The following is a 25297-nucleotide window of genomic DNA, read 5'->3' on the forward strand; positions in this document are numbered from 1 at the left end:
TGATATTAATCGTCGCCTTTGAGTTTTTTACGCTCAACATACAGTGCTGCCGCTTCACGAACGAAAGCTGCACAGATCTTTGCCTGATAACGGTTTTCGAGATCGTCTGCGATGGCCATTAGCTCGTCTTTCGTTGAGCGGTATGGACGTAGCGCGTTGTAAATTTCAAGGATGCGGTCGTCAGGTACAGCGGTTAGTTCTGCAGCTCGCTCAAAGTTCATCGCCAACCGGTCACGTCCGGCATCTTTGGCAATATCAGCCTGAATGCGCAGCGTTTCAGGTGTGATACGCATATCCTGTGCCGTGACTTTGTTGCTCAACACATTTTCGAGCGTGAAGTCATCCAGGGTTTTGTTTGTGGCGGTTTTTACCCACTCCGGATGTTTATTCGCGAGAGGGTAATCCGTGACTTTTGCGGTATGAGTTGATGAACTGGCCGTGGCAGGAGTGGTTGTCTCTCCCTGCAGGCTGTTCATTCGGCTCAACACATCCCGAACCATCGATTCAATTGCGTCGGTATTCATGGAGTTATCCTTTATCAAAGCGCAACGCGCAGTTCCTGCGGGTTTTTGCCCGTCACGACGTATTTGGTCTCTTTAATGTGCAGAATGGCCGATTTCGCCTGGTATTTCGGACGTGCCATCTGATCATTCAGCGTAGGGACCGGCTGCGGAGATTCACGCTTGGCATATCGCGCAGCGTTCTTACCGATCTGACGATAGGTTTCCAGTGTCAGAAGCGGAGCCTGGGGGAATAACTCCAGGTTAGAAAGCGGCGGTAATCCCTGCTGGTGGATAACCGTAGTGCCTTTTGACTGGATACCGATTGAAATACCGGAACCACTCAGACGGTTGCCCTCTACTGCGACAAACGCCACATCGGAGGATTTAAAACAGCGAATGACACGTGCTTTAATGCCTTCCTCTTCAATACCGGCGATCACTTCACGCAAGATATTCTTGTGTGGTATGCCGACGATATTGACGGTTTGAGACAGACCGAATGCCGGACCAACAGCAATAATCACTTCATCTTGTTGCTGGCCCTGTTTGGCTTCGCCAATCTCGGTCAGAAAGCTGTCACCTTGAGCCGTTGTTTGTGGTGCAACTGCTGTTGTGGACGCGCGAAAAGAGACGGGTTTATCGCTGGTCTGCATTTCAGACAGCACATCTTCAATTATCTGGCGCAGCAGCTTTTCATTGATTTCCATTGTTCACCCCTTAGCCAAGCTCGTTGGGATCAAGTGCGCCGGGGATGTTCTTAATTTCTTCCCAGCGTTCGCCTTGCAGGCGATAACCTGTTGCCGGACCGGCATAATCGTTGACGTCATTGACTGCGGATAGCACTTGTCCGTCGCCGACGATAATGGCGGAGGTATGCAGATAATCTCCGGTTAACTTGGCTTTCTGGATGTTGAGCATGTCCTGAGCAACATCAGTAAACCCTCCCTGGGCAAGGGCTTTCACCACTTCCAGGCCGTTACGGTTTTTATTGATGATCTCTTGTGCAAATTTGATGTCTTCAACAATGTTACGCTCCGGCATATCTTTCGAACCGTGGGCGTAAGTAGCTGCTTCAACTTCTTCATCGGTGATCGGTGGTAATCCCATTCCGGCAAACACGGCCTGTAGTGCGCGGGCGGCTTTGTTACGAATGGCGATGACGTCTTCTTCACGAACAGGGCGCAGTCCACCGTCCACTTTCAGGTCACGCTGGAGAACGTTATAGTCGTCAAAGTCCTCAGCATCTTCGTTAGAACCGGCAAACATGTTGTCGTAGTTCGGAACGGCAGAATAACCGGAAGAGATGAAGTCAGTACCTGGCAGGAATTGCATCAGCAGACGAGCAGTACGACGCATATCCGAGTGAGTAAAGGTTTGGTCGTTACTGGAAGCGCACTCCAGATCCAGAGAAGAACAGATCAGGTTTTCGGCCAGTACCGCGCGGATACCTGACGGTACAGCGGAAGGGACGCCGATGCAGCTGACGGAGCCATTCTGTAACCCTTGCACGCCAGCGGCTTTGGTGATGTAAATGCAGCGGGCTTCCAGGTAAAGCATCGATTTGCCTTCGGCGTAACCCATCTGAACTTCTGAGCCGGAACCGGAGGTAAAGCGCATTTTCAGACCGCGAGAAGCATAAGAAGAGGCCAGGAAGCCTTTTGACCATGGGGTGTCGTCGCCGTCGGTAAATACCGGTTCAGTACCGTACACAGAAATGGTTTCTGCGTAGCAGGTGTGGCCTAGCATGCCCAGTTTCAGTTCGGTAGCTTCTTCCAGTGAACACTGGGTTAATACGCCAGGACGCCCAACCTGCGAACCTACCAGCAGAGCAATAGCGTTAAATGGAGCGTAACGTGCTACGGCAACGGTTGTTTCCTGTTCGTCAAATCCACGCCATGCGCCTTCTGCAGCATCCGCTGCAATCTGCACTGGGTTGTCTTTTACGTTAGTAACATGCGCTTGCTGAGAAGGGGTACGACGGGCACGCATTTTCTGCATTGCCATCATCATCTCAACGACATTCATGTGTGAAACCACTTCGACAATTTTTGCCGGAGTCATCGCAGTTGTCAGCGGAACTATGTCCCTGCGCTTCACATTGGGATCGCAAAGCATATTGGCGAGTTTGACTGAGTCCATCGCCATCACTTCTTCTGCGCGCGCCAGATTAATACCGTAGCGAGCAATAAAATGGTCAATTAAGTCAAATTCGCCGGCGGCTTTACCATCCAGTTCAGTGACCATGCCGTTAACGATTTTAATAGACGGTTTAGGGTCGTTCGGGCTTTCCATCGCAATGAAGCCTTCTTCGATCCACTCCTTAACAAAGCCGTCCTGATTCACAGGGCGCTTCGCCAGTGCTTCAAATCTTTTCGATCTCATGAATCAGCCTCACTGATATCAGATGTAGGACGGACGATCGTTTTTCGGTTCAGAACCGAGGGTCGCCAGCACGGTTTTACCGATTTCACGGGCGGAGATGACGGCCTGACGCACGGCGCCGGAGTCACCGGAAATGACCAGAATGGCTTCGTTACTGAAACTGGTGCCATGTGCAGGGGAGCTATAAGCCACCACTTCAACGTTGGCGGATTTCAGTGCGGTGTCAGCCATCAGCACACCAACGGATGCCGGTGCGCCGACGATAACGCCACAGGCACGGCCAATTGGCGCCCCAAAGGCTTTTTCCAGCGCGTAACTGGCTCGCGCGGTGTATTGCAACTCGAGGTGCCCGGCTTCATTGCCGTAGACATCACCAAATGTGCGATCAAGCTCTTTCAGAGCGACTTCGATTCCGCGTTTCACATCGGAAACATCGTTGCCGCCTAAGATAATCAGCGAGCCGTGACCCGCACCGCCTTTGGTATCACGGGGAAGCTCAATACTGACGACTTCAGTATTTGTTGCTTTTACCGCTTCATCTGCGGCCATGATGTGTGGACCAGCACCTGTTCGTGCGCCAAGGATGCCAATGGAGCGATAGCGTTTTTCAAGCTTCATCGCGTCCAGTAAGGCGCTGTCTACGTTTGCGATCACCAGACCGACGGTATCGCCAATCGCCGTGCCGACAAATTCCGTTAAACTGCAGCTCTTTTCTGCCATAGCCGTTTCTCGTGTTGGATGATTATTTTCAGGGGTAGCCTTTTGCTCCGGTGTTGCCACACGAGCAATCACCTGCGCCATGATCTGTTCAACCAGTTCATTGCTGCTCATTAGCTAATTCCCTTCGGTAAGATTTTTTCTACATCGGTATGAGGGCGTGGGATCACGTGTACGGCTTTCACTTCACCCACGTTACGTGCGGCTGCTGCACCAGCATCTGTTGCAGCTTTTACAGCGCCTACATCGCCGCGAACAATAACGGTTACCAGCCCTGAACCAATTTTTTCGTAGCCGACCAGCATCACATTGGCTGACTTCACCATTGCGTCTGCAGCCTCTATGGCCGCAGTCAAGCCTTTGGTTTCTACCATTCCTAACGCTTCTTGTTGCATAAAGACCTCGCCTGGGTTGTCCCGATTTTCATGACTATAAAAAGAAGCGAGGAAAAAGAATGGCTGACTTGGAAGTGAGAGTGAAAAAATAGTGAGGTTCGGGTGATATAAAATTGCTATTTTTTATTATATGGTCTTGTTTTTATTGAATATTAATGATTTTGTTAATGTGATAATTTGGTTATGTCAATTCCAGATTTACATTTTTAGTGGTGACAGATTAAATATCCTTTGCTATGCGCTAAAAATGGAATTGTGATGTTTGTTTGAAAACGGAAATCTGCCCTGAACAATATTTTGTCATTCTTAAAATGTCACTTTATTAGGATTTCAACCCGCTTTCGTGCCTGTTTTAATAAACGTGATTGCAATAATTTGTTATCGCAACACGATTTTTAAGAGCATATCGTTCTGATGTTGCCAACAATTTGTAGGCAACGCTTTTTATAGTAAGCCTCGATGTATTCTACTGCCAGCAAGGAGTTTGCTGGTACAGACACGCACTCTGCTTAGAAGGTGTCATAATGAACGATTCTCTAAAAGCGCAATGCATTGCCGAGTTTTTGGGTACCGGACTGTTTTTGTTTTTTGGTATTGGATGTCTTAGCGCCCTGAAAGTCGCCGGTGCAAGTTTGGGGTTATGGGAGATATGCATCATATGGGGTCTGGGGATCTCGCTTGCTGTCTACCTGACCGCCGGGATTTCTGGTGCGCATCTCAATCCTGCCATTACTATTGCTTTATGGCTGTTTGCTTGTTTCCCAGGACGTAAAGTTTTGCCCTACAGCATAGCGCAGGTGGCAGGTGCCTTTGGTGGTGCGTTACTGGCCTATTTGCTGTATGGAAGTTTATTTGTAGAGTTTGAAACGGCTAATCATATGGTTCGTGGCAGCCTGGAAAGCCTGCAGCTTGCCAGTATTTTTAGTACGTATCCCGCTGCTGCACTGAGTGTCTGGCAGGCCGCACTGGTAGAGGTGGTGATTACGTCTATTCTGATGGGCATGATCATGGCGCTTACCGATGATGGCAACGGTGTTCCCAAAGGGCCACTGGCACCTCTGCTAATTGGTATTCTGGTTGCCGTTATCGGCGCATCTACCGGTCCGCTCACTGGATTCGCAATGAACCCTGCTCGTGATTTCGGCCCTAAACTTTTCGCATGGTTTGCCGGATGGGGCGATATTGCGATGACGGGGGGACGTGACATTCCCTACTTCATCGTACCGATTGTAGCTCCCATTATCGGTGCCTGCGCCGGGGCAGCAATTTATCGTTATTTCATTGGCAAAAATTTACCCTGTAATACGTGCAAGCTGGAGGATAATGAGGGTTAGCTTCACGGAAAATGCCTATTTATGAAATGTAAAAACTGATTTCGTGATCCGGTTTCCTGAACCGGTTAAAAAGTCTCCCAAGAATGGGAGACTTTTGTTATGGTCCATTACACCTTTTTTCATCTTGCTCCGGGTAGCAAGATGAAAAGTGGATGTAAATAACATGTTTTATTTATAACAATAAATTAACTGAGAGGTTTTATCATGATTTCTGCGAGCGCCCTGAACTCAGAACTCATTAATAAAATCGCACAGGATTTTGCACAAGCCACCAGTCTGGCTGTTGTGGTTGTCAATATTCACGGTGATGAAATTTCTGAGTTATTTAATTTCACCCCATTTTGTCAGTTGATGCGCCAGCATCCTCAGCACAGCACACGTTGCCGAATGAGCGATCGCTGTGGAGGACTCGAAGCATCAAAATCCGATCAACCCTGTATTTACCGCTGCCATGCCGGACTCACCGATTTCTCGATTCCTTTAGTGATCGCGGGCCACCTGGTTGGATTTGTTTTGTGCGGGCAGGTTCGTCTAAGCAATGATGTTGGATTAGTTGATATTTTGAACGTCGACGACCGCTGGCAAGCCGATCCGGAACTGGTCAGTGAATTTCGCAATGTTCCTGAAATGGATTACTCAAGAGTCATCGCTTCTGCGGATCTTCTGAAGCTTATCGTCGAAAATTGTCTTAAGAAACAACTGAATTTTGTTGTTATCAAAGACAACCCACAGCAATCAGAGCCGGCAAAAACGAGTCGTAGCCCGACGCCTCATGACAGCAAAATGAAAAAGGCGCTGCGCTACATTGATGCTCATTTATCGGATGAGCTGCGCCTTGAGGATGTGGCTTCTCATGTTTACCTGAGCCCGTACTATTTCAGTAAGCTGTTCAAAAAATATCAGGGTATTGGATTTAATGCCTGGGTAAACCAACAGCGAATGGCCAGTGCTAAAGAGTTGCTATGCCATAGTGACTGGAGCATCGCCAGCATTGCGCGTAATTTAGGCTTTTCACAAACCAGTTATTTTTGCAAAGTATTCCGCCAGACCTATCAGGTTACGCCACAGGCTTTTCGTCAACAAATTAATGTTGCTTCATCTGGCGAGTCGGCATAAATAGCAATAATTTGCTATTGCCGATTTTTGATATCGTATTGTATGTCCGTCATTATAAAATGAAAATTAGAGATAGCAGTCAATAAATTGTCATAGCGCAACAAAGTAATGGCGTTGGAAGGATAAACTGCACCAGTTTTTATTTTTGTGATGAGATACAGTGTCTGGGTGAATGACTTTCTTTATTATTTATTGATGCTTTCATTTGGAATGTAAGCATAAGAATAAGCTTAATGAAGAGATAACATTGGCTAAGTAAACGCAAGAAAATATTTAAAATGAAATTTTGTCATGAGGTGTGATAATTCATCTCATGGTCCGGAGCTTAATTAGAACAGGCTCCTGAGCTGACAGGTTTGCCACGTTTGTGGTAGGGAAGGGGGTGAGAATCCCCCGCAGCCCCCGCTGCTGTGATGCTGACGACCCCGTATAGACCACTGATCGCAAGATTGGGAAGGACGGGTGAGATTGACGCTAAGCCAGAAGACCTGCCTGTCAGTGACTACCAACAACTTCGGTGGGAAGTGGGTTGCGCAGATGCATACAGTCGAGAGACTGGGTATCTATACACCCCTACCACCCTGAACAGGATCAGGGTATGGCGGCCAATTTTCACGCGTTTGTTCTTGCAGGTACCGGAAGCGGCTGTGGTAAAACTACGGTGACGCTGGGTTTGCTAAGCCTGATGAAAAAACGTGGTTTGCGTGTTCAGCCTTGCAAAGTTGGTCCTGACTACCTTGATACCGCCTGGCATACCGCTGTATGCGGTACGGCTTCCCGTAATCTTGATAGCTTTATGCTCCCCATTCCTACACTCAACGCCTTATTTTGCGATCAGATGCAGCATGCGGATATCGCGGTTATCGAAGGCGTTATGGGATTGTATGACGGCTATGGAACAGATCCTGACTACTGTAGTACCGCCGCAATGGCAAAACAGTTGGGTTGTCCGGTCATCTTGTTGGTTGATGGTAAAGCCGTTTCAACCTCTATTGCCGCGACGGTGATGGGTTTTCAGCATTTTGACCCCTCCTTAAATATTGCCGGTGTAATCGTTAATCGGGTTAACAGCGAAACCCATTACCAGTTACTTAAAGTGGCGATTGAGCGCTACTGTTCAGTGCCTGTTTTAGGCTATGTTCCCCGAGTGGAAGGCGTGGCTCTCCCGGAACGTCATCTTGGATTAGTCACCGCGCGTGAGTCGGTTGTTAATCAGCAGCCATGGCAGGAATTTGCCGCAACGCTTGAGCAAACGCTGGATATCGACGCCCTCCTGACGCTAAGCCAAATAGATACCCAACCTGTTGGCGAGTGGCCCGCACTTCCTGCCGCTGATGCAGGCGCCGGGTTAACGCTTGCCATCGCAGATGATGAAGCATTCAACTTCTACTACCCGGACAACATTACGCTACTGGAACGTGCGGGTATCAACATCGTGCGTTTTAGTCCGTTACACGACAGCCATCTACCTGATTGCCAGATGATTTGGTTGGGCGGCGGATATCCTGAATTGCACGCTGCAACACTTTCAGGCAATACCAGCATGCTGGCGCAACTGCGTTCAGCTCATCAACGCGGCGTGGCGATTTACGCAGAGTGCGGCGGTCTTATGTATCTTGGAAGCTCGCTGGAGGATAGCAACGGCGATATCTGGCCGATGGCGGATATTATTCCAGGTCACAGCAAAATGGGTAAGCGTCTGACCCGCTTTGGCTACTGTGAAGCGCGGGCTGTTGAGCAAACATTGCTGGCGGCACCAGGCGAAGTGCTGCGCGGACATGAATTCCATTATTCCGACTTTACCCCTGAAATTCCAGCTGTGATGGCCTGCCGTAAGGTTCGTGATGGTAAAACATTGCAATCATGGTCTGGTGGCTGGCAAATGGGCAATACTTTCGCCAGCTATCTGCACGTTCATTTTGCTCAGCGTCCTGAAATGCTTAATCACTGGCTGGCGGCGGCAAGGAGTGTGCTATGACACTGCTCGCATGGTGTATTGCCTGGCTTCTTGATTTTTTCATTGGTGACCCGCCGAACTGGCCGCACCCGGTACGCTGGATTGGTAATCTTATTTCAGCCGTTCAGCGAATGATTCGACGTTACTGTCATAGCGACATGATGCTGCGTATTGGTGGCGCAGTAATGTGGATAGTCGTTGTTGGGCTGACCTGGGGCGTGTGCTGGGGCGTACTGACACTGGCTCAGTCAATTCACCCCTGGCTTGGCTGGGGTATTGAAATTTGGATGATCTTTACCGTGCTGGCGGGGCGTTGCCTCGCTGACGCCGCACGGGATGTTGAGCGTCCACTGCGTGCCAATAATCTTGCTGAAAGCCGTGAAAAACTCTCATGGATTGTGGGCCGTGACACCTCGCAATTACAACCGCAACAGATCAATCGCGCAGTGGTGGAAACCGTTGCTGAAAACACTGTTGACGGCATCATCGCACCGCTGTTCTTCCTTTTTCTTGGTGGCGCCCCGCTGGCGATGGCCTACAAGGCGGTGAATACCCTGGACTCTATGGTCGGTTACAAGCATGAAAAATACCGTGCAATCGGTATGGTCAGCGCGCGTCTGGACGATGTCGCAAACTTTATTCCTGCAAGACTAAGCTGGCTGCTGCTGGGTGTGGCGGCATTCTTATGCCGTAAAGACGGCTCACGCGCATTGCATATTGGCTGGCGCGATCGCTACAACCACAGCAGCCCAAACTGTGCATGGTCGGAAGCAACTGTTGCCGGAGCATTAGGTATTCGTCTGGGTGGTCCTAATGACTACTTTGGCGAGCGTGTTGAGAAACCGTGGATTGGTGATGCACAACGAGATATTTCGGTAGACGACATTTCCCAAACGATTCGATTGATGTGGGTAGCATCGACGCTGGCACTGGCGCTATTTATCGCGCTGCGGTGGCTGCTGGTCGGTGTAGCCTGAGGACAATACTATGCAATATATCCAGCAACCCCAGGCGATTGAGGCCAAAAGTTTCGACATTATTGGTGAGATCATCAGTGAAACCCGTCCGGACTATCAGTTTGCCAGTCCGTTACATGAGGCCATCATTAAGCGGGTTATCCACACCACGGCAGACTTTGACTGGCTGGACATTCTCTGGTTTTCCAGTGATGTGCTGGAGCAGTTTTGCGCCGCGCTACGTCGTCCGAGCGTGATTTACACTGATACCACGATGGCGCTTTCCGGGATCAATAAAACACTGCTGGCAAAATTTGGCGGTGAGTGCCGCTGCTATATCAGCGACCCGCGCGTGGTGCGTGCGGCAAAAGAACAGGGGATCACCCGTTCAATGGCGGCCGTCGATATTGCAGTGAAGGAAGAAGGCGAAAAGCTGTTTGTCTTCGGTAACGCACCGACGGCGCTGTTCCGCCTGCTTGAGCACGATGTTGCCGTCAGTGGCGTGGTCGGCGTACCGGTAGGTTTTGTCGGCGCGGAAGAGTCGAAAGATGCACTGACGCAAAGTAACTTGCCAGCTATTGCCGCCTTAGGCCGCAAAGGGGGGAGCAATGTCGCCGCCGCTATCGTCAACGCTATGCTCTACCACATGCAGGGGGAGCGATGAGCGACCAACCCTTCGATGCTCCGGTATGGCATAACGGAAAAGCACTGCGCAAAGGATACACCACAGGATCTTGTGCGACGGCGGCAGCGAAAGTGGCTGCGCTGATGGTATTGCGTCAGCATTTGATCCATCAGGTTTCAATTGTGACGCCTTCCGGTGTGACGCTATGTCTGAATGTTGAGTCGCCGCACATTGAAGGACAGCAGGCTATTGCCGCCATCCGCAAAGATGGTGGCGATGACGTGGACGCCACGCATGGCATGCTGATTTTCGCCCGTGTAACGTTAGACGATAGCGGAGAAATCCGCTTACAGGGTGGTGAAGGCGTCGGTACGGTGACCCGCAAAGGTATTGGCCTGCCGGTGGGGAGTTCGGCGATTAACCGAACGCCTCGCCAGACGATTGAATCTGCCGTACGTGAGGCTATCGGACCAAATCGCGGAGCGCAAATTGAAATCTTCGCTCCAGAAGGTGAAGAACGGGCGCAAAAAACCTACAACTCGCGTCTTGGTATTCTGGGCGGTATTTCCATCATTGGTACCACCGGTATCGTTACACCGATGTCGGAAGAAAGCTGGAAGCGTTCACTGTCGCTGGAACTCGAAATCAAACGTGCCGCCGGGCTGGATCGCGTCGTGCTGGTGCCGGGCAACCACGGTGAACGTTTCGTCCGCGAACAGATGGGGATCGATACGCAGGTTGTCGTCACCATGAGTAACTTCGTGGGTTACATGATTGAAGAGGCGGTACGCCTTGGGTTCCGACAAATCGTCCTGGTTGGCCATCCTGGTAAGCTCATTAAAATAGCAGCAGGAATTTTCCATACCCATAGCCATATTGCCGATGCCCGTATGGAGACACTTGTTGCCCATCTGGCATTGCTTGGTGCCCCGCTGGAGTTACTGACGCTGGTCAGTGACTGCGATACTACTGAAGCCGCGATGGAGCACATCGACGCATACGGCTTTCAGCATATCTATAACCATCTGGCTAAGCGTATCTGCATGCGCGTTCTGCAAACTTTGCGCTTTACGAAAAATCCCCCGACCTGCGACGCCATTATGTTCTCTTTTGATAACCAGATCCTTGGTAGCAACCGTCCTGTCGCCGAGATTGCGGAGGAGATGCAATGTTAACTGTTGTAGGGATGGGGCCCGCGGGGTTGCATCTGATGACGCCGGCGGCGCGCGATGCGGTCGCAACAGCGGATGTTCTTGTCGGTGGCAAGCGGCATCTGCAGCAGTTCCCGAATTTTACCGGTGAACAGTTTGTCCTCGGGGCCAACATCCCGGAGTTTTTGGGCTGGATTAGCGCTCATCAGGACCGACACGTGGTGGTGCTGGCGTCTGGTGACCCTCTGTTTTACGGCATCGGTACCCGGATGGTGGCGCACTTTGGCATCGAAAATGTGCGCATTATTCCCGGTATTAGTGCGGTGCAGTACCTTTGTGCGCAGTCCGGCATTGATATGAACGACATGTGGCTCACCAGTAGCCACGGTCGCAACGTTTGTTTCGATGAGCTGGCTCGACATAACAAAGTGGCCATGGTCACGGATGCCCTGTGCGGCCCGCGTGAAATCGCCCATCAACTGATTGCACGGGGTAAGGGACATCGCTGGATGGTGATTGGCGAAAACCTGGCGATGGAAAATGAGCGTATCCACTGCCTGCCTCTCAGTGAAATTAATGCCGACTATGACATGAATGCAGTGGTGATCCTCGATGAAAGATGAGCTTTTTCTGCGTGGAGGGAAAGTGCCGATGACCAAAGAAGCGGTACGCGCACTTGCCCTCTCAAAACTTGAATTACACCGTGCCAGTCACCTGATTGATATTGGTGCAGGAACCGGCAGTGTATCAATCGAAGCGGCGTTGCAATATCCGTCGCTGCGCGTCACGGCTATCGAGCGTAACCCTGATGCGTTAAGGCTTCTGGACGAAAATCGCCAGCATTTTGCCTGCGGGAATATCGACATTTTTCCCGGTATCGCGCCGATGACCATCACCGAAAAAGCCGATGCCATCTTTATGGGCGGCAGCGGTGGTCATCTGACCGATCTGATTGACTGGTCGATGCGTCAACTGCATCCGGCAGGACGGTTGGTGATGACATTCATCCTTCAGGAAAACCTGAATACCGCCCTGGCTCATCTGGACCATCTCGGCGTACAGAGGGTGGATTGCCTGCAAATGCAGGTTTCATCTCTGACTGTGCTCGGTAGTGGTCACTATTTCAAACCGAATAATCCCGTTTTTGTTATCGCCTGTCAGAAGGAAGGAAACCATGTCTGAGATTTTTGATCCCCGTAGTGTGTGGTTTGTTGGCGCTGGTCCTGGCGATCGTGAGCTGATCACCCTTAAAGGTTACCGCTTGCTGCAACAGGCGCAGGTGGTTATCTACGCCGGGTCGCTGATTAACACTGAACTGCTGGATTATTGCCCGGCAGGCGCTGAGTGCCATGATAGCGCGGAACTGCATCTGGAGCAGATCCTCGACCTGATGGAAGCCGGAGTGAAGGCAGGAAAAACCGTAGTACGCCTGCAAACTGGTGATGTCTCGTTGTATGGCTCTGTGCGTGAGCAGGGTGAAGAGCTGACCAAACGTGGGATTGACTGGCAGGTTGTACCGGGTGTCAGCGCATTCCTCGGTGCAGCGGCCGAACTTGGTGTCGAGTACACCGTACCTGAAGTTTCACAGAGTCTGATTATTACCCGCCTGGAGGGCCGCACACCGGTACCAGAACGTGAACAGCTGGAGTCGTTTGCCAGCCACCAGACGTCCATGGCGATTTATCTTTCTGTCCAGCGTATTCACCGGGTTGCTGAACGTCTGGTTGAAGGCGGTTACCCGGCGACCACACCAGTGGCAGTCATCTACAAAGCGACCTGGCCAGAAAGCCAGACCGTGCGCGGCACCCTGGCTGATATCGGCGACAAAGTACGCGATGCAGGGATCCGCAAAACGGCGCTCATTCTGGTCGGTAATTTCCTGGGCTCGGAGTACCACTACTCCAAACTCTATGCGGCGGACTTTAGCCATGAATACCGTAAAGCCTGAATCTATTGCACTGTTTTGCCTGACACCGGGCGGCGTGACGCTTGCGAAGCGTCTGGCGGCGATGCTGCCGGTAACCTGTTTCACCAGTGAAAAGTTGCTGGAGGAGGGATTTCTTCCGTTCGAAAACGGTTTTGCCAATGCTGCGCGCGACGCTTTTGCGAACTACTCAGCGCTGATTTTTATTGGTGCGACCGGTATTGCGGTACGCGTACTGGCCCCGCTGGTAAACGACAAGTTCTGCGATCCGGCGGTTGTGGTGATTGATGAGCGTGCCCAGCATGTTATCAGCCTGCTCTCAGGTCATGCGGGGGGCGCTAATGCCCTTGCGCGTTATCTGGCGGGAATGCTGGGGGCTGATCCGGTGATTACGACCGCGACGGATGTGAATGATATGGCGGCTCTGGACACGCTTGCGTTCCAGTTGAATGCGCGAATGACCGATTTCCGCTCAGTGGTAAAAATTGTCAACCAGATGCTGGTTAGCAACAAACGGGTGGGGCTGTGGTGGGATGATGAACTGGCACAGGACGTCAGCCATTGTGATCGCCGTGGTTTTATCACCGTAACCGATCTCACGCAATTACCGGAACTGGATGCGTTAATTTGCATCACTCTGCGCACCGATTTACCAGAAATGCCCATCCCGCACTGGAAGCTGGTGCCACAGCGGGTGGTGGCTGGAATTGGTTGTCGCCGTGATACGCCATTTCCGTTGTTAGCCGAGTTGCTTGCCCGTCAACTTGAAGCCCAGCGGCTCGATCCGCTGGCGTTAAAAGCGATTGGCAGCATCACGCTGAAAAAAGATGAACAGGGACTTATCCAACTGGCCTCCTGCTGTCGCGTACCTTTCGAAACCTTTACTGCTGACGCGCTGCGTGAGCATGAACACCGTTTTCCTGCTTCGTCGTTTGTACGCAAAACGGTCGGCACGGGAAGTGTTTCCGGTCCTGCAGCCTGGCTACTGAGTCATGGACAACTGTTAGGCGAGACCCTGCGTGAACAGGGCGTCACTATTACTTTGGGAGTTTCACACTGATGTTAACCGTAATTGGAATTGGCCCTGGCTCGCAGGCAATGATGACCATGGAAGCCGTTGAAGCACTGCAGGCGGCAGAAATTATTGTTGGCTATAAAACATACACCCATCTGGTAAAAGCCTTCACTGGTGATAAGCAGGTGATCAAAACCGGTATGTGCAAAGAGATTGAACGCTGCCAGGCGGCAATTGAACTGGCGCAGGCTGGGCACAACGTGGCGTTGATCAGCAGTGGCGACGCCGGGATTTATGGCATGGCCGGGTTGGTACTCGAACTGGTCAGCAAGCAGAAGCTGGATGTTGAGGTCAAGCTGGTTCCAGGGATGACGGCCAGTATTGCTGCGGCATCTTTGCTGGGCGCACCGTTGATGCACGACTTTTGCCATATCAGTCTCAGCGATCTGTTAACACCATGGCCGGTGATTGAAAAACGCATTGTTGCCGCAGGTGAAGCTGACTTCGTTATCTGTTTCTACAACCCGCGCAGCCGCGGCCGTGAAGGGCACCTGGCGCGTGCTTTTGAACTGCTTTCGACCAGTAAAAGCGCGCAAACGCCGGTGGGGATCGTGAAGTCGGCGGGGCGTAAAAAACAGGAGAAATGGCTGACCACGCTGGGTGAAATGGACTTTGAACCGGTTGATATGACCAGTCTGGTGATTGTTGGTAATAAAACGACCTATGTTCAGGATGGCCTGATGATCACTCCACGGGGTTATGTGCTGTGAATTACGGAGATGTACTGGTCATGGGTGGCACCAGCGATGCACGCATGCTGTGCCAGCAACTCGATGCAGCAAACGTGGCTTATACCCTGTCGGTTGCAACACCGACAGGGAAACAGCTGGCGGGCGACATCAAAGGTCAGGTGCGCTGTGGACGCCTGGAGCGGGAGCAGATGATTGCCTGGCTGCAAGAAAATGGTACGCGCTGGGTGATCGATGCTTCACATCCTTATGCCGAAGTGGTGAGCCGTAACATCATGAGCGCATGTGAAGCGGCAGGCGTACTGCTAAGCCGCTATCAGCGCCCTGAGCAACTGAGTGATTTAACGCACCCGCATTTGTACACCGTGCAGAGTATTCAACAAGCCTGCGATGTAGCGCGACGCTTCGGTGAGCGCGTACTGTTGACGACCGGTAGTAAAGATCTGGCTATCTGGCGTACGGGATTGCCGGATAAAACGCTGCTGGCTCGCGTACTGCCGGTACCTGAGGTTATCCAGCAATGTGCGGATTTGGGCTTTGGCGTGGGTGAAATTTTCGCACTGTGCGGTCCTTTTAGCGCCGAGTTTAATGCTGCGTTCTACCGCCAGTGTCTGGCTGATGTGGTTATCACTAAAGCATCGGGTGCGGAAGGCGGTTATCAGGAAAAAGTACAACCTTGTCTGGATGCCGGTATCCCCTGCATCGTGATTACACGTCCGGCACCTTTGGTGACGGGAGAAGAGTTACTGGAAAGTCAGGCCGCATTTGGGGCGCGTTTAGCGCGCTGGCTGGCCGCTGCTTAAGGAGTAAGAGATGAAGAAAGCGCTTCTGGTGGTCAGCTTTGGCACCAGCTACCACGACACCTGTGAGAAAAATATTGTGGCCTGTGAGCGTGATCTTGCAGCCAGTTGCCCTGACCGCGATCTGTTTCGGGCGTTTACCTCCGGGATGATCATCCGCAAGCTCAAACAGCGTGATGGCATCGATATCGACACGCCGCTGCAGGCACTGCAAAAGCTGGCGGAGCAGGGCTATCAGGATGTGGCTATTCAGTCGCTGCACATCATCAACGGTGACGAATACGAAAAAATTGTCCGTGAAGTTCAGAGCATGCGCCCGCTGTTTTCGCGCCTGACGCTGGGTGTACCGCTACTGAGTAGCCACGATGATTACGCGCAGTTGATGCTGGCGCTGCAACAACAGATGCCGCCGCTTAAAGAGAGTGAAAAAGTGGTGTTTATGGGACACGGAGCTAGTCACCATGCGTTTGCCGCCTACGCCTGTCTCGATCACATGATGACGGCGCAGCGTTTTCCGGCCCGTGTAGGGGCAGTGGAGAGCTATCCGGAAGTGGAAGTGATTATTGAAAGTTTGCGTCAGGAAGGTGTAACGGCGGTGCATCTGATGCCGCTGATGTTAGTTGCTGGCGACCACGCCATCAATGATATGGCTTCCGATGAAGATGACTCGTGGAAGACGTTATTCAACGCTGCGGGAATTCCGGCCACGCCGTGGTTAAGTGGTTTGGGTGAGAACCCGGCGGTACGTGCCATGTTCGTGGCACATTTACAGCAGGCGCTGAACGTGGCGCTGGAGGAAGCAGCATGAGCGGTAAATTGTATGCACTAAGCACCGGACCAGGTGCTTCCGATCTGATCACCGTGCGTGCAGCGCGCACTCTTGGCGCACTGGATATTCTCTATGCGCCAGCCGGGCGTAAAGGTGGGGATAGCCTGGCGCTGTCGATCGTGCGTGAATACATTGGTGAACAGACTGAAGTGCGCTGCTGCCATTTTCCTATGAGTGCTGACAGCGCGGAAAAAGAAGCCGTCTGGGACGAGGTCGCTGCCGCGTTGGTACAGGAAGTGAATGCCGGTAAGCAGGTAGGTTTTATCACCCTCGGCGACGCCATGCTGTTTAGTACCTGGGTCTTTTTACTCCAGCGGATTGGCTGCCCTGACTGGTTAGAGATCGTCCCTGGTGTGACTTCTTTTGCCGCTATTGCCGCCCGCTCAAAAACGCCGCTTGCTATGGAGCAGCAGTCGCTGGCAGTTGTCTCCTGTACCGCACCGGAAACAGAAATCCAGCAGGCGTTAAAGCAACATGACAGTCTGGTACTGATGAAAGTGTATGGTCGTTTTGCGCGCATCAAGGCATTGCTACAACAAGAGGGTCTGCTGGACTGCGCGTTAATGATGTCAGAAGCCACGCTGCCGGGTGAGCAGTGCTGGCGTCATCTCAATGAAGTGAGTGACGATCAGCCGCTGCCTTATTTCTCGACCATTCTGGTCAACAAACAGTGGGAGTATGCACAATGAAGCTTGAACAACAGCTAAAACAGCTGTCTTTCAGCGGGTTGGCCGCGGCGCTATTACTGATGATTGTCCCTGAAAAAGCGTTCGCGATGCACATTATGGAAGGTTTTTTACCGCCGATGTGGGCGCTGGCCTGGTGGCTGCTGTTTTTACCTTGTCTGTGGTATGGACTGGTACGCCTGCGTCAAATCGTGCAGGAAGATAACCACCAGAAAGTTCTGTTGGCACTGTGTGGGGCGTTTATTTTCGTTCTGTCGGCGCTAAAAATTCCCTCTGTGACAGGCAGTTGCTCGCATCCGACTGGGGTCGGTCTGGCCGTTATTCTGTTTGGGCCGGGCGTCGTGGCGATTCTTGGCGCGATCGTCTTGTTATTCCAGGCGTTGCTGCTGGCTCATGGCGGTTTGACAACGCTGGGCGCGAACGGCATGTCGATGGCGGTTATTGGCCCGGTAGTGGGTTACATGGTGTGGAAGATGGCCTGTCGCGCGGGGTTCCGTCGTGATGTCTGCGTCTTCCTGTGCGCTATGCTGGCGGATCTTGTGACCTATTTTGTTACCTCGGTCCAGTTGGGTGTCGCCTTCCCGGATCCGGGGGCAGGCGCGATGGGGTCAATTATCAAATTTATGGGGATTTTCTGTCTGACGCAGATCCCAATTGCTATCGCGGAAGGCTTGCTGACCGTGATGATCTACGACCAGTTAACCAAACGTCAGTTGATTACGGCACAAGGACATTAACGATGAAAAAGACGCTGATTCTGTTAGGGATGGTGGTGGCGCTGGTGATCCTGCCGTTCTTTATTAACCACGGCGGAGAATACGGTGGCTCGGATGGCGAAGCAGAAAGCCAGATTCAGGCTATCGCCCCTCATTATGAGCCATGGTTCCAGCCGTTGTATGAACCCGCCAGCGGAGAGATTGAAAGCCTGCTGTTTACGCTTCAGGGATCTCTTGGTGCAGCGGTCATTTTCTACATTCTGGGTTACACCAAGGGCAGACAACGTCGTGATGACCGGGCTTGACAGGCTTAGCTACCAGAGCCGCTGGTTTCATGTCTCACCACAGCGGAAATTCCTGCTCTGGCTGCTGATGATGATCCTGGCCTTTACTCTGCCCCCGATGGGGCAGGGTATTGAGCTGTTACTTATTGCCGCTCTGAGTTGCTGGTTGCTGCGCATTTCTTTCTGGCGCTGGTGCCGCTGGATGGCATTGCCCTTTGGGTTTCTGGTAGTTGGTGTTGTGACGATTTTATTTAGCGTCAGTCGCGATCCGCAGACCTTACTGGCCAGCCTTCCGGTGGGGAGCTACTGGCTGGGGATCACCTCCTCGGGCTTACATACCGCCAATGAGACGTTCTGGCGTAGTCTGGCGGCACTGGCGGCAACATTCTGGCTGGTGCTTAACTTGCCATTTCCGCAGTTGATCATTCTGCTCAAACGTGCGCATGTTCCACGACTGCTCACTGAACAGATCCTGCTGACCTGGCGCTTTATTTTTATTCTGTTAGACGAAGCGCTCGCCATTCATCGCGCACAAACGCTGCGTTTTGGTTATCGTAGTTTGCCGTTGAGCTATCGTTCGCTGGCGATGCTGGTGGGATTGTTGTTTACGCGCGTGTTGATCCGCTATCAACAAATGACCACCACACTGGATATCAAACTGTATCAGGGTGATTTTCACCTGTAAGGAAAAGTATGCTTGCCACCTCAGCGCTTTGGTTTCGCTATCAGGATGACCCCATCCTTAAAGGGCTAACGCTGGACTTTTCTCCGCATGCTGTCACCGGACTGGTGGGAGCGAACGGCTGCGGGAAATCTACGCTGTTTATGAATCTGAGTGGTTTACTACGTCCGCAGCAGGGGGCGGTGATGTGGCAAGGAAAACCGCTGGATTACAGCAAGCGTGGTCTGCTGGCGCTGCGCCAGCAGGTGGCAACCGTATTTCAGGATCCCGATCAGCAAATCTTTTATACCGACATTGACAGTGACATCGCATTCAGTTTGCGCAATCTGGGTGTGGATGAGGCTGAAATTGCCCGACGGGTTGACGATGCATTGACGCTGGTAGATGCGCAACATTTCCGCCATCAGCCCATTCAATGCTTAAGCCACGGGCAAAAGAAACGTGTTGCGATTGCAGGGGCGCTGGTGTTGCAGGCGCAGTATCTGTTACTGGATGAACCCACTGCGGGCCTTGATCCATCGGGTCGTGCGCAGATGATTGAGATTATTAAACGCATTGTGGCGCAAGGAAATCATGTGGTCATTTCCAGTCATGATATCGATCTTATTTATGAAGTTAGCGATGCAGTTTACGTTTTACGCCGAGGGGAAGTGCTGACGCACGGCACACCGGGTGAGGTATTTGCCCGCACGGATCTTATTGAACAAGCAGGATTAACTCAGCCCTGGCTGGTGAAGCTGCATACACAGTTAGGCTTCCCGCTGTGTAAAACAGAGGCTGAATTTTTTAGCTGTATGCGAGAGAACGCACTGAAGGAGGCGTCATGACGCAGGCAATAATGTTGCAGGGAACGGCATCTGATGTGGGCAAAAGCGTACTGGTTGCCGGACTGTGTCGTATTTTTCACCAGGATGGATTGCGGACTGCACCGTTTAAATCGCAGAACATGGCGCTTAACTCTGGAATAACCCCAGAGGGTAAAGAGATGGGGCGCGCGCAAATTTTCCAGGCGGAAGCCGCAGGGATCACACCGGATGTGCGTATGAATCCGGTGCTGCTTAAACCGACCAGTGACCGTAAAGCCCAGGTCGTGTTAATGGGCAAAGTCGCCACCGATATGGATGCGGTGAGTTACCACGAATACAAACCGCGCCTGCGGGAACAGATTATTTCGGTTTATAACAGCCTGGCTCAGGAGTTTGATGTGCTGGTGCTGGAAGGGGCGGGAAGCCCGGCTGAGATTAACCTACGCGATCGCGATATCGTCAATATGGGCATGGCAGAAATGGCGCAGTGTCCGGTTGTTCTGGTTGCCGATATCGATCGTGGTGGGGTGTTTGCCTCAATTTACGGTACGTTGGCGCTGCTGCACGACCACGAACGCGCCAGAGTAAAAGGCGTAATCATCAATAAATTTCGTGGTGATGTGGCGTTGCTCTATTCCGGTATTGAACAAATTGAAGCGCTGACCGGCGTTCCAGTGCTCGGCGTGATGCCGTGGCTGGATGTTGATCTGGAAGATGAGGATGGTGTCGCGTTGCAAAAAGGCAAATATTTGCGCACCGATAAACGAGATATAGAGATTGCTGTCGTTCAACTACCACATATTTCCAACTTTACTGATTTCAACGCACTGGCGGCACAACCGGACGTTCGCGTTCGCTATGTGCGTCACCCGGAGGAACTGGCGGGTGTTGACCTGGTGATCCTGCCCGGCAGTAAAAATACGTTGGGCGATCTGGTCTGGCTGCGTGAAAGTGGTATGGCGCACGGCGTGTTGCAACTACATCGCCAGCACGTTCCGGTGGTGGGCATTTGCGGTGGTTACCAGATGCTCGGCGATACCATCATTGATGAGGTGGAGTCAGGACTCGGTACGCTGCCGGGGCTGGGGTTGCTCAATACCGTAACCCATTTTGCCCAGAACAAAACAACGACCCTGGTTGAGGGGCAGATGTCCTCCTCTTTGCCTGACTGGCTGGCGGACGCGGCGGGCTTATCCGTTCGCGGTTATGAAATTCATATGGGTGAAACGGAATTAACCGCGCAATGCCAGTCGGTGATGACGTTGCACAAAGACGGCGGTAACGTGGCTGATGGCGCGGTAACCCCCGATGGTCTGGCGTTTGGCACCTATCTTCATGGTCTGTTCGACAGCGATGAATTCACTCGTGCGCTGGTTAATGGTCTGCGTGTACGGAAAGGGTTAGCGCCGCTGGATTCCACCTTCCATTACGCGCAATATAAATCGCAGCAGTTTGATCTGCTGGCGGATGCGATGCGGCAACACATCGATATTGAGAAAATTTATACCATCATGCAGCAACATCGGGAGCCAGTATGATGATTCTGGTTACCGGCGGAGCACGCAGCGGCAAAAGTCGGCATGCTGAGGCGCTAATTGCTGATTCTCCGAACGTGCTGTACATCGCGACTTCACAGATTTTTGATGACGAGATGGCTGCACGAATTCAGCATCATCGCGATGGTCGTCCCGCGCACTGGCGTACCGCTGAGCGTTGGCAACATCTTGATGAGCTGATAACGGCGACGAACGATCCACAAGAGGCGATTTTACTGGAGTGCATCACCACGATGGTGACCAATCTGCTCTTTTCACTGGGCGGTGATAGCGATCCAGATAGCTGGGATTACGCGGCAATGGAGACATCCATTGAGGCAGAGATGCATATGCTGATCGAAGCTTGTCAGCGTTGTCCGGCAAAAATCGTTCTGGTTACCAACGAAGTGGGGATGGGGATTGTTCCGGAGAATCGTCTGGCGCGGCATTTTCGTGATATTGCCGGACGAGTTAACCAGCGCCTGGCAGCGGCGGCAGATGAGGTCTGGCTGGTGGTATCTGGAATTGGAGTCAAAATTAAATGAGTAAGTTGTTCTGGGCAATGCTCTCTTTTATCAGTCGCTTGCCTGTTCCGACACGGTGGTCGCAAGGACTCGATTTCGAACAGTATTCGCGCGGAATCGTCATGTTTCCCCTTATCGGCGTAGTGCTAGGGGGACTCTCTGGTCTGGTGTTTATGGCGTTGCAACCCTGGTGCGGTATTCCACTGGCCGCACTGTTTAGCGTGCTGGCTCTGGCGCTGCTGACCGGTGGTTTTCATCTTGATGGTCTGGCGGATACCTGTGACGGCATTTTTTCTGCTCGTCGGCGCGAACGCATGCTGGAAATCATGCGTGACAGTCGCCTGGGGACGCACGGTGGGCTGGCGCTGATTTTCGTTCTGCTGGCTAAAGTGCTGGTGGTGAGCGAACTGGCTTTGCGCGGAACACCGATGCTCGCGGCACTGGCGGCGGCCTGTGTGGCGGGGCGGGGAACCGCTGTTCTGCTGATGTACCGGCATCGTTATGCCCGAGAAGAGGGGCTGGGAAACGTCTTTATTGGCAAAGTAACCGGACGACAAACCTGCGTAACGTTGGGGTTTGCGGCAATCCTTGCCGCAGTACTGCTTCCTGGCATGCGTGGCGTGGCGGCTCTGGTCGTCACGATGGTGGCAATTTTCATTCTTGGGCAATTACTGAAACGCACGTTGGGTGGACAAACCGGCGATACGCTGGGTGCGGCCATCGAACTTGGCGAGCTGATCTTCTTGCTGGCTCTGCTTTGAGTCAGCCTACACATTGAGAACCCTTATGCAGACTTTATCCTCTTTACTCCAGGCGATCCCTTCACCCGATAGTGCTGCGATGTTGAGTGCGCAGAAGCATATTGACGGATTACTCAAACCACCGGGTAGTCTTGGTCGACTTGAATCTCTTGCCGTGCAACTGGCTGGTATGCCGGGCCTTAAGGGTGTGCCGCATGTCGGGGGAAAAGCGATGCTGGTGATGTGTGCCGATCACGGCGTATGGGATGAGGGCGTTGCTGTTTCACCCAAGGTGGTCACGGCTATTCAGGCGGCAAATATGACACGCGGGACAACCGGGGTCTGCGTGCTGGCGGCTCAGGCGGGTGCAAAGGTTCATGTGATTGATGTGGGGATTGACGCTGATCTTATCCCCGGCGTAGTCAATATGCGTGTGGCGCGTGGTTGCGGCAATATTGCTGAAGGTCCGGCTATGAGCCGCTCTCAGGCTGAAGAACTGCTGCTGGAAGTCATCCGCTATATCCGTGAACTGGCGGATGAGGGCGTGACACTGTTTGGCGTTGGTGAGCTTGGTATGGCAAACACTACGCCCGCAGCAGCGATTGTCAGCGTGTTGACCGGTAGCGATGCTGAGGATGTGGTTGGTATTGGCGCTAACCTTCCACTTTCCCGCGTTGGTAATAAGGTGGCGGTTGTCCGCCGGGCAATTGCCGTCAACCAACCTGACCCCAGTGATGGTATCGATGTGCTGGCAAAAGTCGGCGGCTTTGATCTTGTCGGTATGGCAGGCGTGATGTTAGGTGCTGCCTCCTGCGGTCTGCCGGTGCTGCTGGATGGGTTCCTCTCTTATTCAGCTGCACTTGCCGCCTGCCGGATAGCGCCTGAGATTAAGCCATATTTGATCCCTTCACACTTCTCTGCCGAGAAGGGAGCCAGGACCGCGTTGGCACATCTGGAACTGGAGCCGTATCTCAACATGGGGATGCGTTTAGGTGAAGGAAGTGGTGCCGCGCTGGCGATGCCGATTGTCGAAGCCGCCTGTGCGATGTACAGCAATATGGGGCATTTAGCTGCCAGCAATATTGTGCTACCAGACGGCAAGGAAGCGTAGTCCTCCGTGCCCCGCTGAATGGCGGGGTTTCTTTCTTATGGTGTACGTCGTAAATCCGAAAAACAGATAAAAAAGCTATAATTAACGGATATCTGTTGCGACGAAGGAAAGGACAATGATGCGTCGTGTAAAACTGCTATGTTCGCTTATCATGCTGTTCGCGAGTCAGGGAACACAGGCTGTAAGCTATCCGCTGCCACCCGAGGGAAGTCGTCTGGTGGGAAGTCCTTTGACAATTACGGTTCCGCAAGGAAATACTCAGCCGCTGGAGGCATTTGCTGCGCAGTACGGGCAGGGGCTAAGCAATATGCTTGAGGCCAACCCGGGCGTGGATGTCTATTTGCCGAAGTCGGGTTCAACGCTGGTTGTACCGCAGCAGATTATTTTGCCAGATACCGTACGTGAGGGAATTGTCATCAATGTCGCAGAAATGCGCCTTTACTATTACCCTCAGGGCACAAATACAGTTGAGGTTTTGCCGATCGGCATCGGTCAGGCGGGGAGAGAAACGCCACGTAACTGGGTGACAGTGGTAGAGCGGAAGCAGGAAGCACCGGGCTGGACGCCAACGGCGAATACCCGGCGAGAATATGCCGCTCGTGGGGAGAGCTTACCTGCTTTTGTTCCGGCCGGGCCAGATAATCCGATGGGGTTGTATGCCATTTATATCGGCAGGCTATATGCCATTCATGGAACAAATGCCAATTTTGGTATTGGGCTGCGGGTGAGCCAGGGCTGTATTCGTCTGCGTAATGACGATATCAAATACCTTTTTGATACCGTACCGGTTGGAACGCGCGTTCAACTTATCGACAGACCGGTGAAATATAGCGCAGAGCCAGACGGTAGCCGCTGGGTTGAGGTTCATGAGCCATTGTCCCGAAATCGCGCTGAATATGAGTCAGATAAAAAGATCCCACTACCGGTAACGTCTGCATTGCGTAGTTTTATCACAGGCAGTGATGTGGATGTTAATCGCGCGAATGCAACACTTGAACGACGCTCCGGGATGCCGGTGAATATCGGCCTGATTCATAAATATTAATGAGTAACAGGCGGCCTGTTTTTCGTGATCAAGTAAGACTGGCCGCTTGTTTAATGTGATACTGCCCCATTTTTACGAAACCGATATGGTCTGCCATCAACCGGGCTTCATGTTCACTGTGCGTAACCAGCAGCGCTGTTTGTCCGGCTGCACGCAAAATATCTCGAACCTCACCCCCCAGACGTTCACGGGTTCGCTTATCAAGACTGGAAAAGGGTTCATCCAGCAGCAGGATTTCAGGATGTGGCGCCAGTGCGCGAGCCAATGCAATACGCTGTTGCTGCCCACCTGAAAGCTCATGGGGATAACGGCTGGCATGGCTATGCAATTCCACCATGTTTAACAGATCTGCCACTCTGGCCTGCTGTTCTTCACGCGGCATACGTCGTAAGCCAAATGCCACGTTTTGTTGTGCCGTCAAATGAGGGAATAATGCATATTCCTGAAAAACCATGCCGACATGCCGTTTTTCCGGCGGCAGATGCACGCCAGGGCCGGCAACGTGCCTCTGAGAAACATAAATATCTCCGCGTTGCAGGCGTTCAAACCCGGCAACAGCACGAAGTACCGTGGTTTTCCCACAGCCTGAAGCGCCCAGCAGACAGGCGATTTCGCCTTTGCGCACAGACATAGAAAATCCGCTCAGTACCGGTTGCTGACTGTTGCCATATGCAACATGCACATCCTGGAGTCGTAATGCAATTTCTGACATTGG

General features: G+C 52.3%; 29 protein-coding genes and 1 riboswitch. Of the genes, 23 read left to right on the plus strand and 6 right to left on the minus strand.

Features of this window, described 5'->3' with window-relative positions; genetic code table 11:
• Positions 1-5 precede the first annotated feature (5 nt).
• The 5 genes from pduE to pduA are packed head-to-tail and all read right to left on the minus strand — an operon-like array spanning position 6 to position 3997.
• The gene (gene pduE / locus OGY01_RS04485; RefSeq protein ID WP_045444498.1) at positions 6-524 is read right to left on the minus strand and encodes a propanediol dehydratase small subunit PduE; all 519 of its coding nucleotides are present in this window, start codon (positions 522-524) and stop codon (positions 6-8) included.
• Positions 525-538: 14 nt separating this feature from the next.
• Complete coding sequence (gene pduD, locus OGY01_RS04490; protein ID WP_045444495.1) at positions 539-1210, minus strand: propanediol dehydratase medium subunit PduD; 672 nt, start codon at positions 1208-1210, stop codon at positions 539-541.
• Positions 1211-1220: 10 nt separating this feature from the next.
• A complete protein-coding gene (gene pduC / locus OGY01_RS04495; RefSeq protein WP_048221149.1) occupies positions 1221-2885 on the minus strand; it encodes a propanediol dehydratase large subunit PduC in 1665 nt (554 codons plus the stop codon).
• 18 nt (positions 2886-2903) lie between these two features.
• Positions 2904-3716, minus strand: a complete 813-nt coding sequence (gene pduB, locus OGY01_RS04500) for a propanediol utilization microcompartment protein PduB (RefSeq protein WP_045444488.1) — start codon at positions 3714-3716, stop codon at positions 2904-2906.
• Positions 3716-3997 (minus strand): propanediol utilization microcompartment protein PduA, encoded by a 282-nt coding sequence (gene pduA, locus OGY01_RS04505; protein WP_003030255.1) that lies wholly within the window; start codon positions 3995-3997, stop codon positions 3716-3718. The genes pduB and pduA overlap by 1 nt, the downstream gene beginning before the upstream one ends.
• 524 nt (positions 3998-4521) lie before the next feature.
• Here pduA and pduF point away from each other — a divergent pair.
• From pduF to ldtA, 23 genes are all read left to right on the plus strand, one after another.
• A complete protein-coding gene (pduF, locus tag OGY01_RS04510) occupies positions 4522-5331 on the plus strand; it encodes a propanediol diffusion facilitator PduF (RefSeq protein ID WP_045444483.1) in 810 nt (269 codons plus the stop codon).
• A 204-nt stretch (positions 5332-5535) separates the two neighbouring features.
• Positions 5536-6447 (plus strand): transcriptional regulator PocR, encoded by a 912-nt coding sequence (gene pocR / locus OGY01_RS04515; RefSeq protein WP_045444480.1) that lies wholly within the window; start codon positions 5536-5538, stop codon positions 6445-6447.
• A 335-nt stretch (positions 6448-6782) separates the two neighbouring features.
• A riboswitch (cobalamin riboswitch) is annotated at positions 6783-6957 on the plus strand.
• Positions 6958-7045: 88 nt separating this feature from the next.
• On the plus strand, positions 7046-8425 hold the full coding sequence (locus tag OGY01_RS04520; RefSeq protein ID WP_045444476.1) for a cobyrinic acid a,c-diamide synthase CobB: 1380 nt from the start codon (positions 7046-7048) through the stop codon (positions 8423-8425).
• Positions 8422-9381, plus strand: a complete 960-nt coding sequence (gene cbiB, locus OGY01_RS04525) for an adenosylcobinamide-phosphate synthase CbiB (protein ID WP_045444473.1) — start codon at positions 8422-8424, stop codon at positions 9379-9381. Before OGY01_RS04520 ends, cbiB begins: the two co-directional genes overlap by 4 nt.
• Positions 9382-9391: 10 nt before the next feature.
• Positions 9392-10024 (plus strand): cobalt-precorrin-8 methylmutase, encoded by a 633-nt coding sequence (locus OGY01_RS04530; RefSeq protein ID WP_045444470.1) that lies wholly within the window; start codon positions 9392-9394, stop codon positions 10022-10024.
• Positions 10021-11160, plus strand: a complete 1140-nt coding sequence (cbiD, locus tag OGY01_RS04535) for a cobalt-precorrin-5B (C(1))-methyltransferase CbiD (RefSeq protein ID WP_045444467.1) — start codon at positions 10021-10023, stop codon at positions 11158-11160. The genes OGY01_RS04530 and cbiD overlap by 4 nt, the downstream gene beginning before the upstream one ends.
• A complete protein-coding gene (locus tag OGY01_RS04540) occupies positions 11154-11759 on the plus strand; it encodes a cobalt-precorrin-7 (C(5))-methyltransferase (protein WP_286492508.1) in 606 nt (201 codons plus the stop codon). The genes cbiD and OGY01_RS04540 overlap by 7 nt, the downstream gene beginning before the upstream one ends.
• Entirely contained in the window at positions 11749-12318 is a 570-nt protein-coding gene (locus OGY01_RS04545; protein WP_045444452.1) for a decarboxylating cobalt-precorrin-6B (C(15))-methyltransferase, read from the plus strand. The genes OGY01_RS04540 and OGY01_RS04545 overlap by 11 nt, the downstream gene beginning before the upstream one ends.
• A complete protein-coding gene (locus OGY01_RS04550; protein ID WP_045444449.1) occupies positions 12311-13084 on the plus strand; it encodes a cobalt-precorrin-4 methyltransferase in 774 nt (257 codons plus the stop codon). The genes OGY01_RS04545 and OGY01_RS04550 overlap by 8 nt, the downstream gene beginning before the upstream one ends.
• A complete protein-coding gene (cbiG, locus tag OGY01_RS04555; RefSeq protein ID WP_045444441.1) occupies positions 13065-14120 on the plus strand; it encodes a cobalt-precorrin 5A hydrolase in 1056 nt (351 codons plus the stop codon). The genes OGY01_RS04550 and cbiG overlap by 20 nt, the downstream gene beginning before the upstream one ends.
• Positions 14120-14845, plus strand: a complete 726-nt coding sequence (locus OGY01_RS04560; protein WP_045444439.1) for a precorrin-3B C(17)-methyltransferase — start codon at positions 14120-14122, stop codon at positions 14843-14845. Before cbiG ends, OGY01_RS04560 begins: the two co-directional genes overlap by 1 nt.
• Positions 14842-15627, plus strand: a complete 786-nt coding sequence (locus tag OGY01_RS04565; RefSeq protein WP_045444437.1) for a cobalt-precorrin-6A reductase — start codon at positions 14842-14844, stop codon at positions 15625-15627. The genes OGY01_RS04560 and OGY01_RS04565 overlap by 4 nt, the downstream gene beginning before the upstream one ends.
• 10 nt (positions 15628-15637) lie before the next feature.
• Positions 15638-16432, plus strand: a complete 795-nt coding sequence (gene cbiK, locus OGY01_RS04570; RefSeq protein WP_045444434.1) for a sirohydrochlorin cobaltochelatase — start codon at positions 15638-15640, stop codon at positions 16430-16432.
• A complete protein-coding gene (locus OGY01_RS04575) occupies positions 16429-17142 on the plus strand; it encodes a cobalt-factor II C(20)-methyltransferase (RefSeq protein ID WP_048221158.1) in 714 nt (237 codons plus the stop codon). The genes cbiK and OGY01_RS04575 overlap by 4 nt, the downstream gene beginning before the upstream one ends.
• A complete protein-coding gene (gene cbiM, locus OGY01_RS04580; RefSeq protein ID WP_045444427.1) occupies positions 17139-17876 on the plus strand; it encodes a cobalt ECF transporter S component CbiM in 738 nt (245 codons plus the stop codon). Before OGY01_RS04575 ends, cbiM begins: the two co-directional genes overlap by 4 nt.
• A 2-nt stretch (positions 17877-17878) precedes the next feature.
• Positions 17879-18160 (plus strand): energy-coupling factor ABC transporter substrate-binding protein, encoded by a 282-nt coding sequence (locus OGY01_RS04585; RefSeq protein WP_006683999.1) that lies wholly within the window; start codon positions 17879-17881, stop codon positions 18158-18160.
• Positions 18147-18824 carry an energy-coupling factor ABC transporter transmembrane protein gene (locus OGY01_RS04590; RefSeq protein WP_045444423.1) on the plus strand — a complete coding sequence of 226 codons (678 nt, stop codon included), beginning with the start codon at positions 18147-18149 and terminating at the stop codon, positions 18822-18824. The genes OGY01_RS04585 and OGY01_RS04590 overlap by 14 nt, the downstream gene beginning before the upstream one ends.
• Positions 18825-18832: 8 nt before the next feature.
• Complete coding sequence (locus tag OGY01_RS04595) at positions 18833-19648, plus strand: energy-coupling factor ABC transporter ATP-binding protein (protein ID WP_048221159.1); 816 nt, start codon at positions 18833-18835, stop codon at positions 19646-19648.
• The gene (locus OGY01_RS04600; protein WP_286492509.1) at positions 19645-21165 is read left to right on the plus strand and encodes a cobyric acid synthase; all 1521 of its coding nucleotides are present in this window, start codon (positions 19645-19647) and stop codon (positions 21163-21165) included. The genes OGY01_RS04595 and OGY01_RS04600 overlap by 4 nt, the downstream gene beginning before the upstream one ends.
• Positions 21162-21707, plus strand: a complete 546-nt coding sequence (gene cobU, locus OGY01_RS04605; RefSeq protein ID WP_045444412.1) for a bifunctional adenosylcobinamide kinase/adenosylcobinamide-phosphate guanylyltransferase — start codon at positions 21162-21164, stop codon at positions 21705-21707. The genes OGY01_RS04600 and cobU overlap by 4 nt, the downstream gene beginning before the upstream one ends.
• Complete coding sequence (cobS, locus tag OGY01_RS04610) at positions 21704-22447, plus strand: adenosylcobinamide-GDP ribazoletransferase (protein WP_045444409.1); 744 nt, start codon at positions 21704-21706, stop codon at positions 22445-22447. Before cobU ends, cobS begins: the two co-directional genes overlap by 4 nt.
• Before the next feature lie 25 nt (positions 22448-22472).
• Positions 22473-23537 (plus strand): nicotinate-nucleotide--dimethylbenzimidazole phosphoribosyltransferase, encoded by a 1065-nt coding sequence (gene cobT, locus OGY01_RS04615; protein ID WP_048221161.1) that lies wholly within the window; start codon positions 22473-22475, stop codon positions 23535-23537.
• Between the two features lie 118 nt (positions 23538-23655).
• Positions 23656-24582, plus strand: a complete 927-nt coding sequence (ldtA, locus tag OGY01_RS04620; protein ID WP_045449687.1) for a L,D-transpeptidase — start codon at positions 23656-23658, stop codon at positions 24580-24582.
• A 28-nt stretch (positions 24583-24610) separates the two neighbouring features.
• Here the strand turns inward: ldtA and OGY01_RS04625 are convergent, their stop codons facing one another.
• Positions 24611-25294 (minus strand): ABC transporter ATP-binding protein, encoded by a 684-nt coding sequence (locus OGY01_RS04625; RefSeq protein WP_045444403.1) that lies wholly within the window; start codon positions 25292-25294, stop codon positions 24611-24613.
• Positions 25295-25297 lie beyond the last annotated feature (3 nt).

Origin of the sequence: Citrobacter sp. Cm038 (assembly GCF_030333105.1) — a bacterium.
In the GTDB taxonomy this organism is placed as follows: domain Bacteria; phylum Pseudomonadota; class Gammaproteobacteria; order Enterobacterales; family Enterobacteriaceae; genus Citrobacter; species Citrobacter murliniae.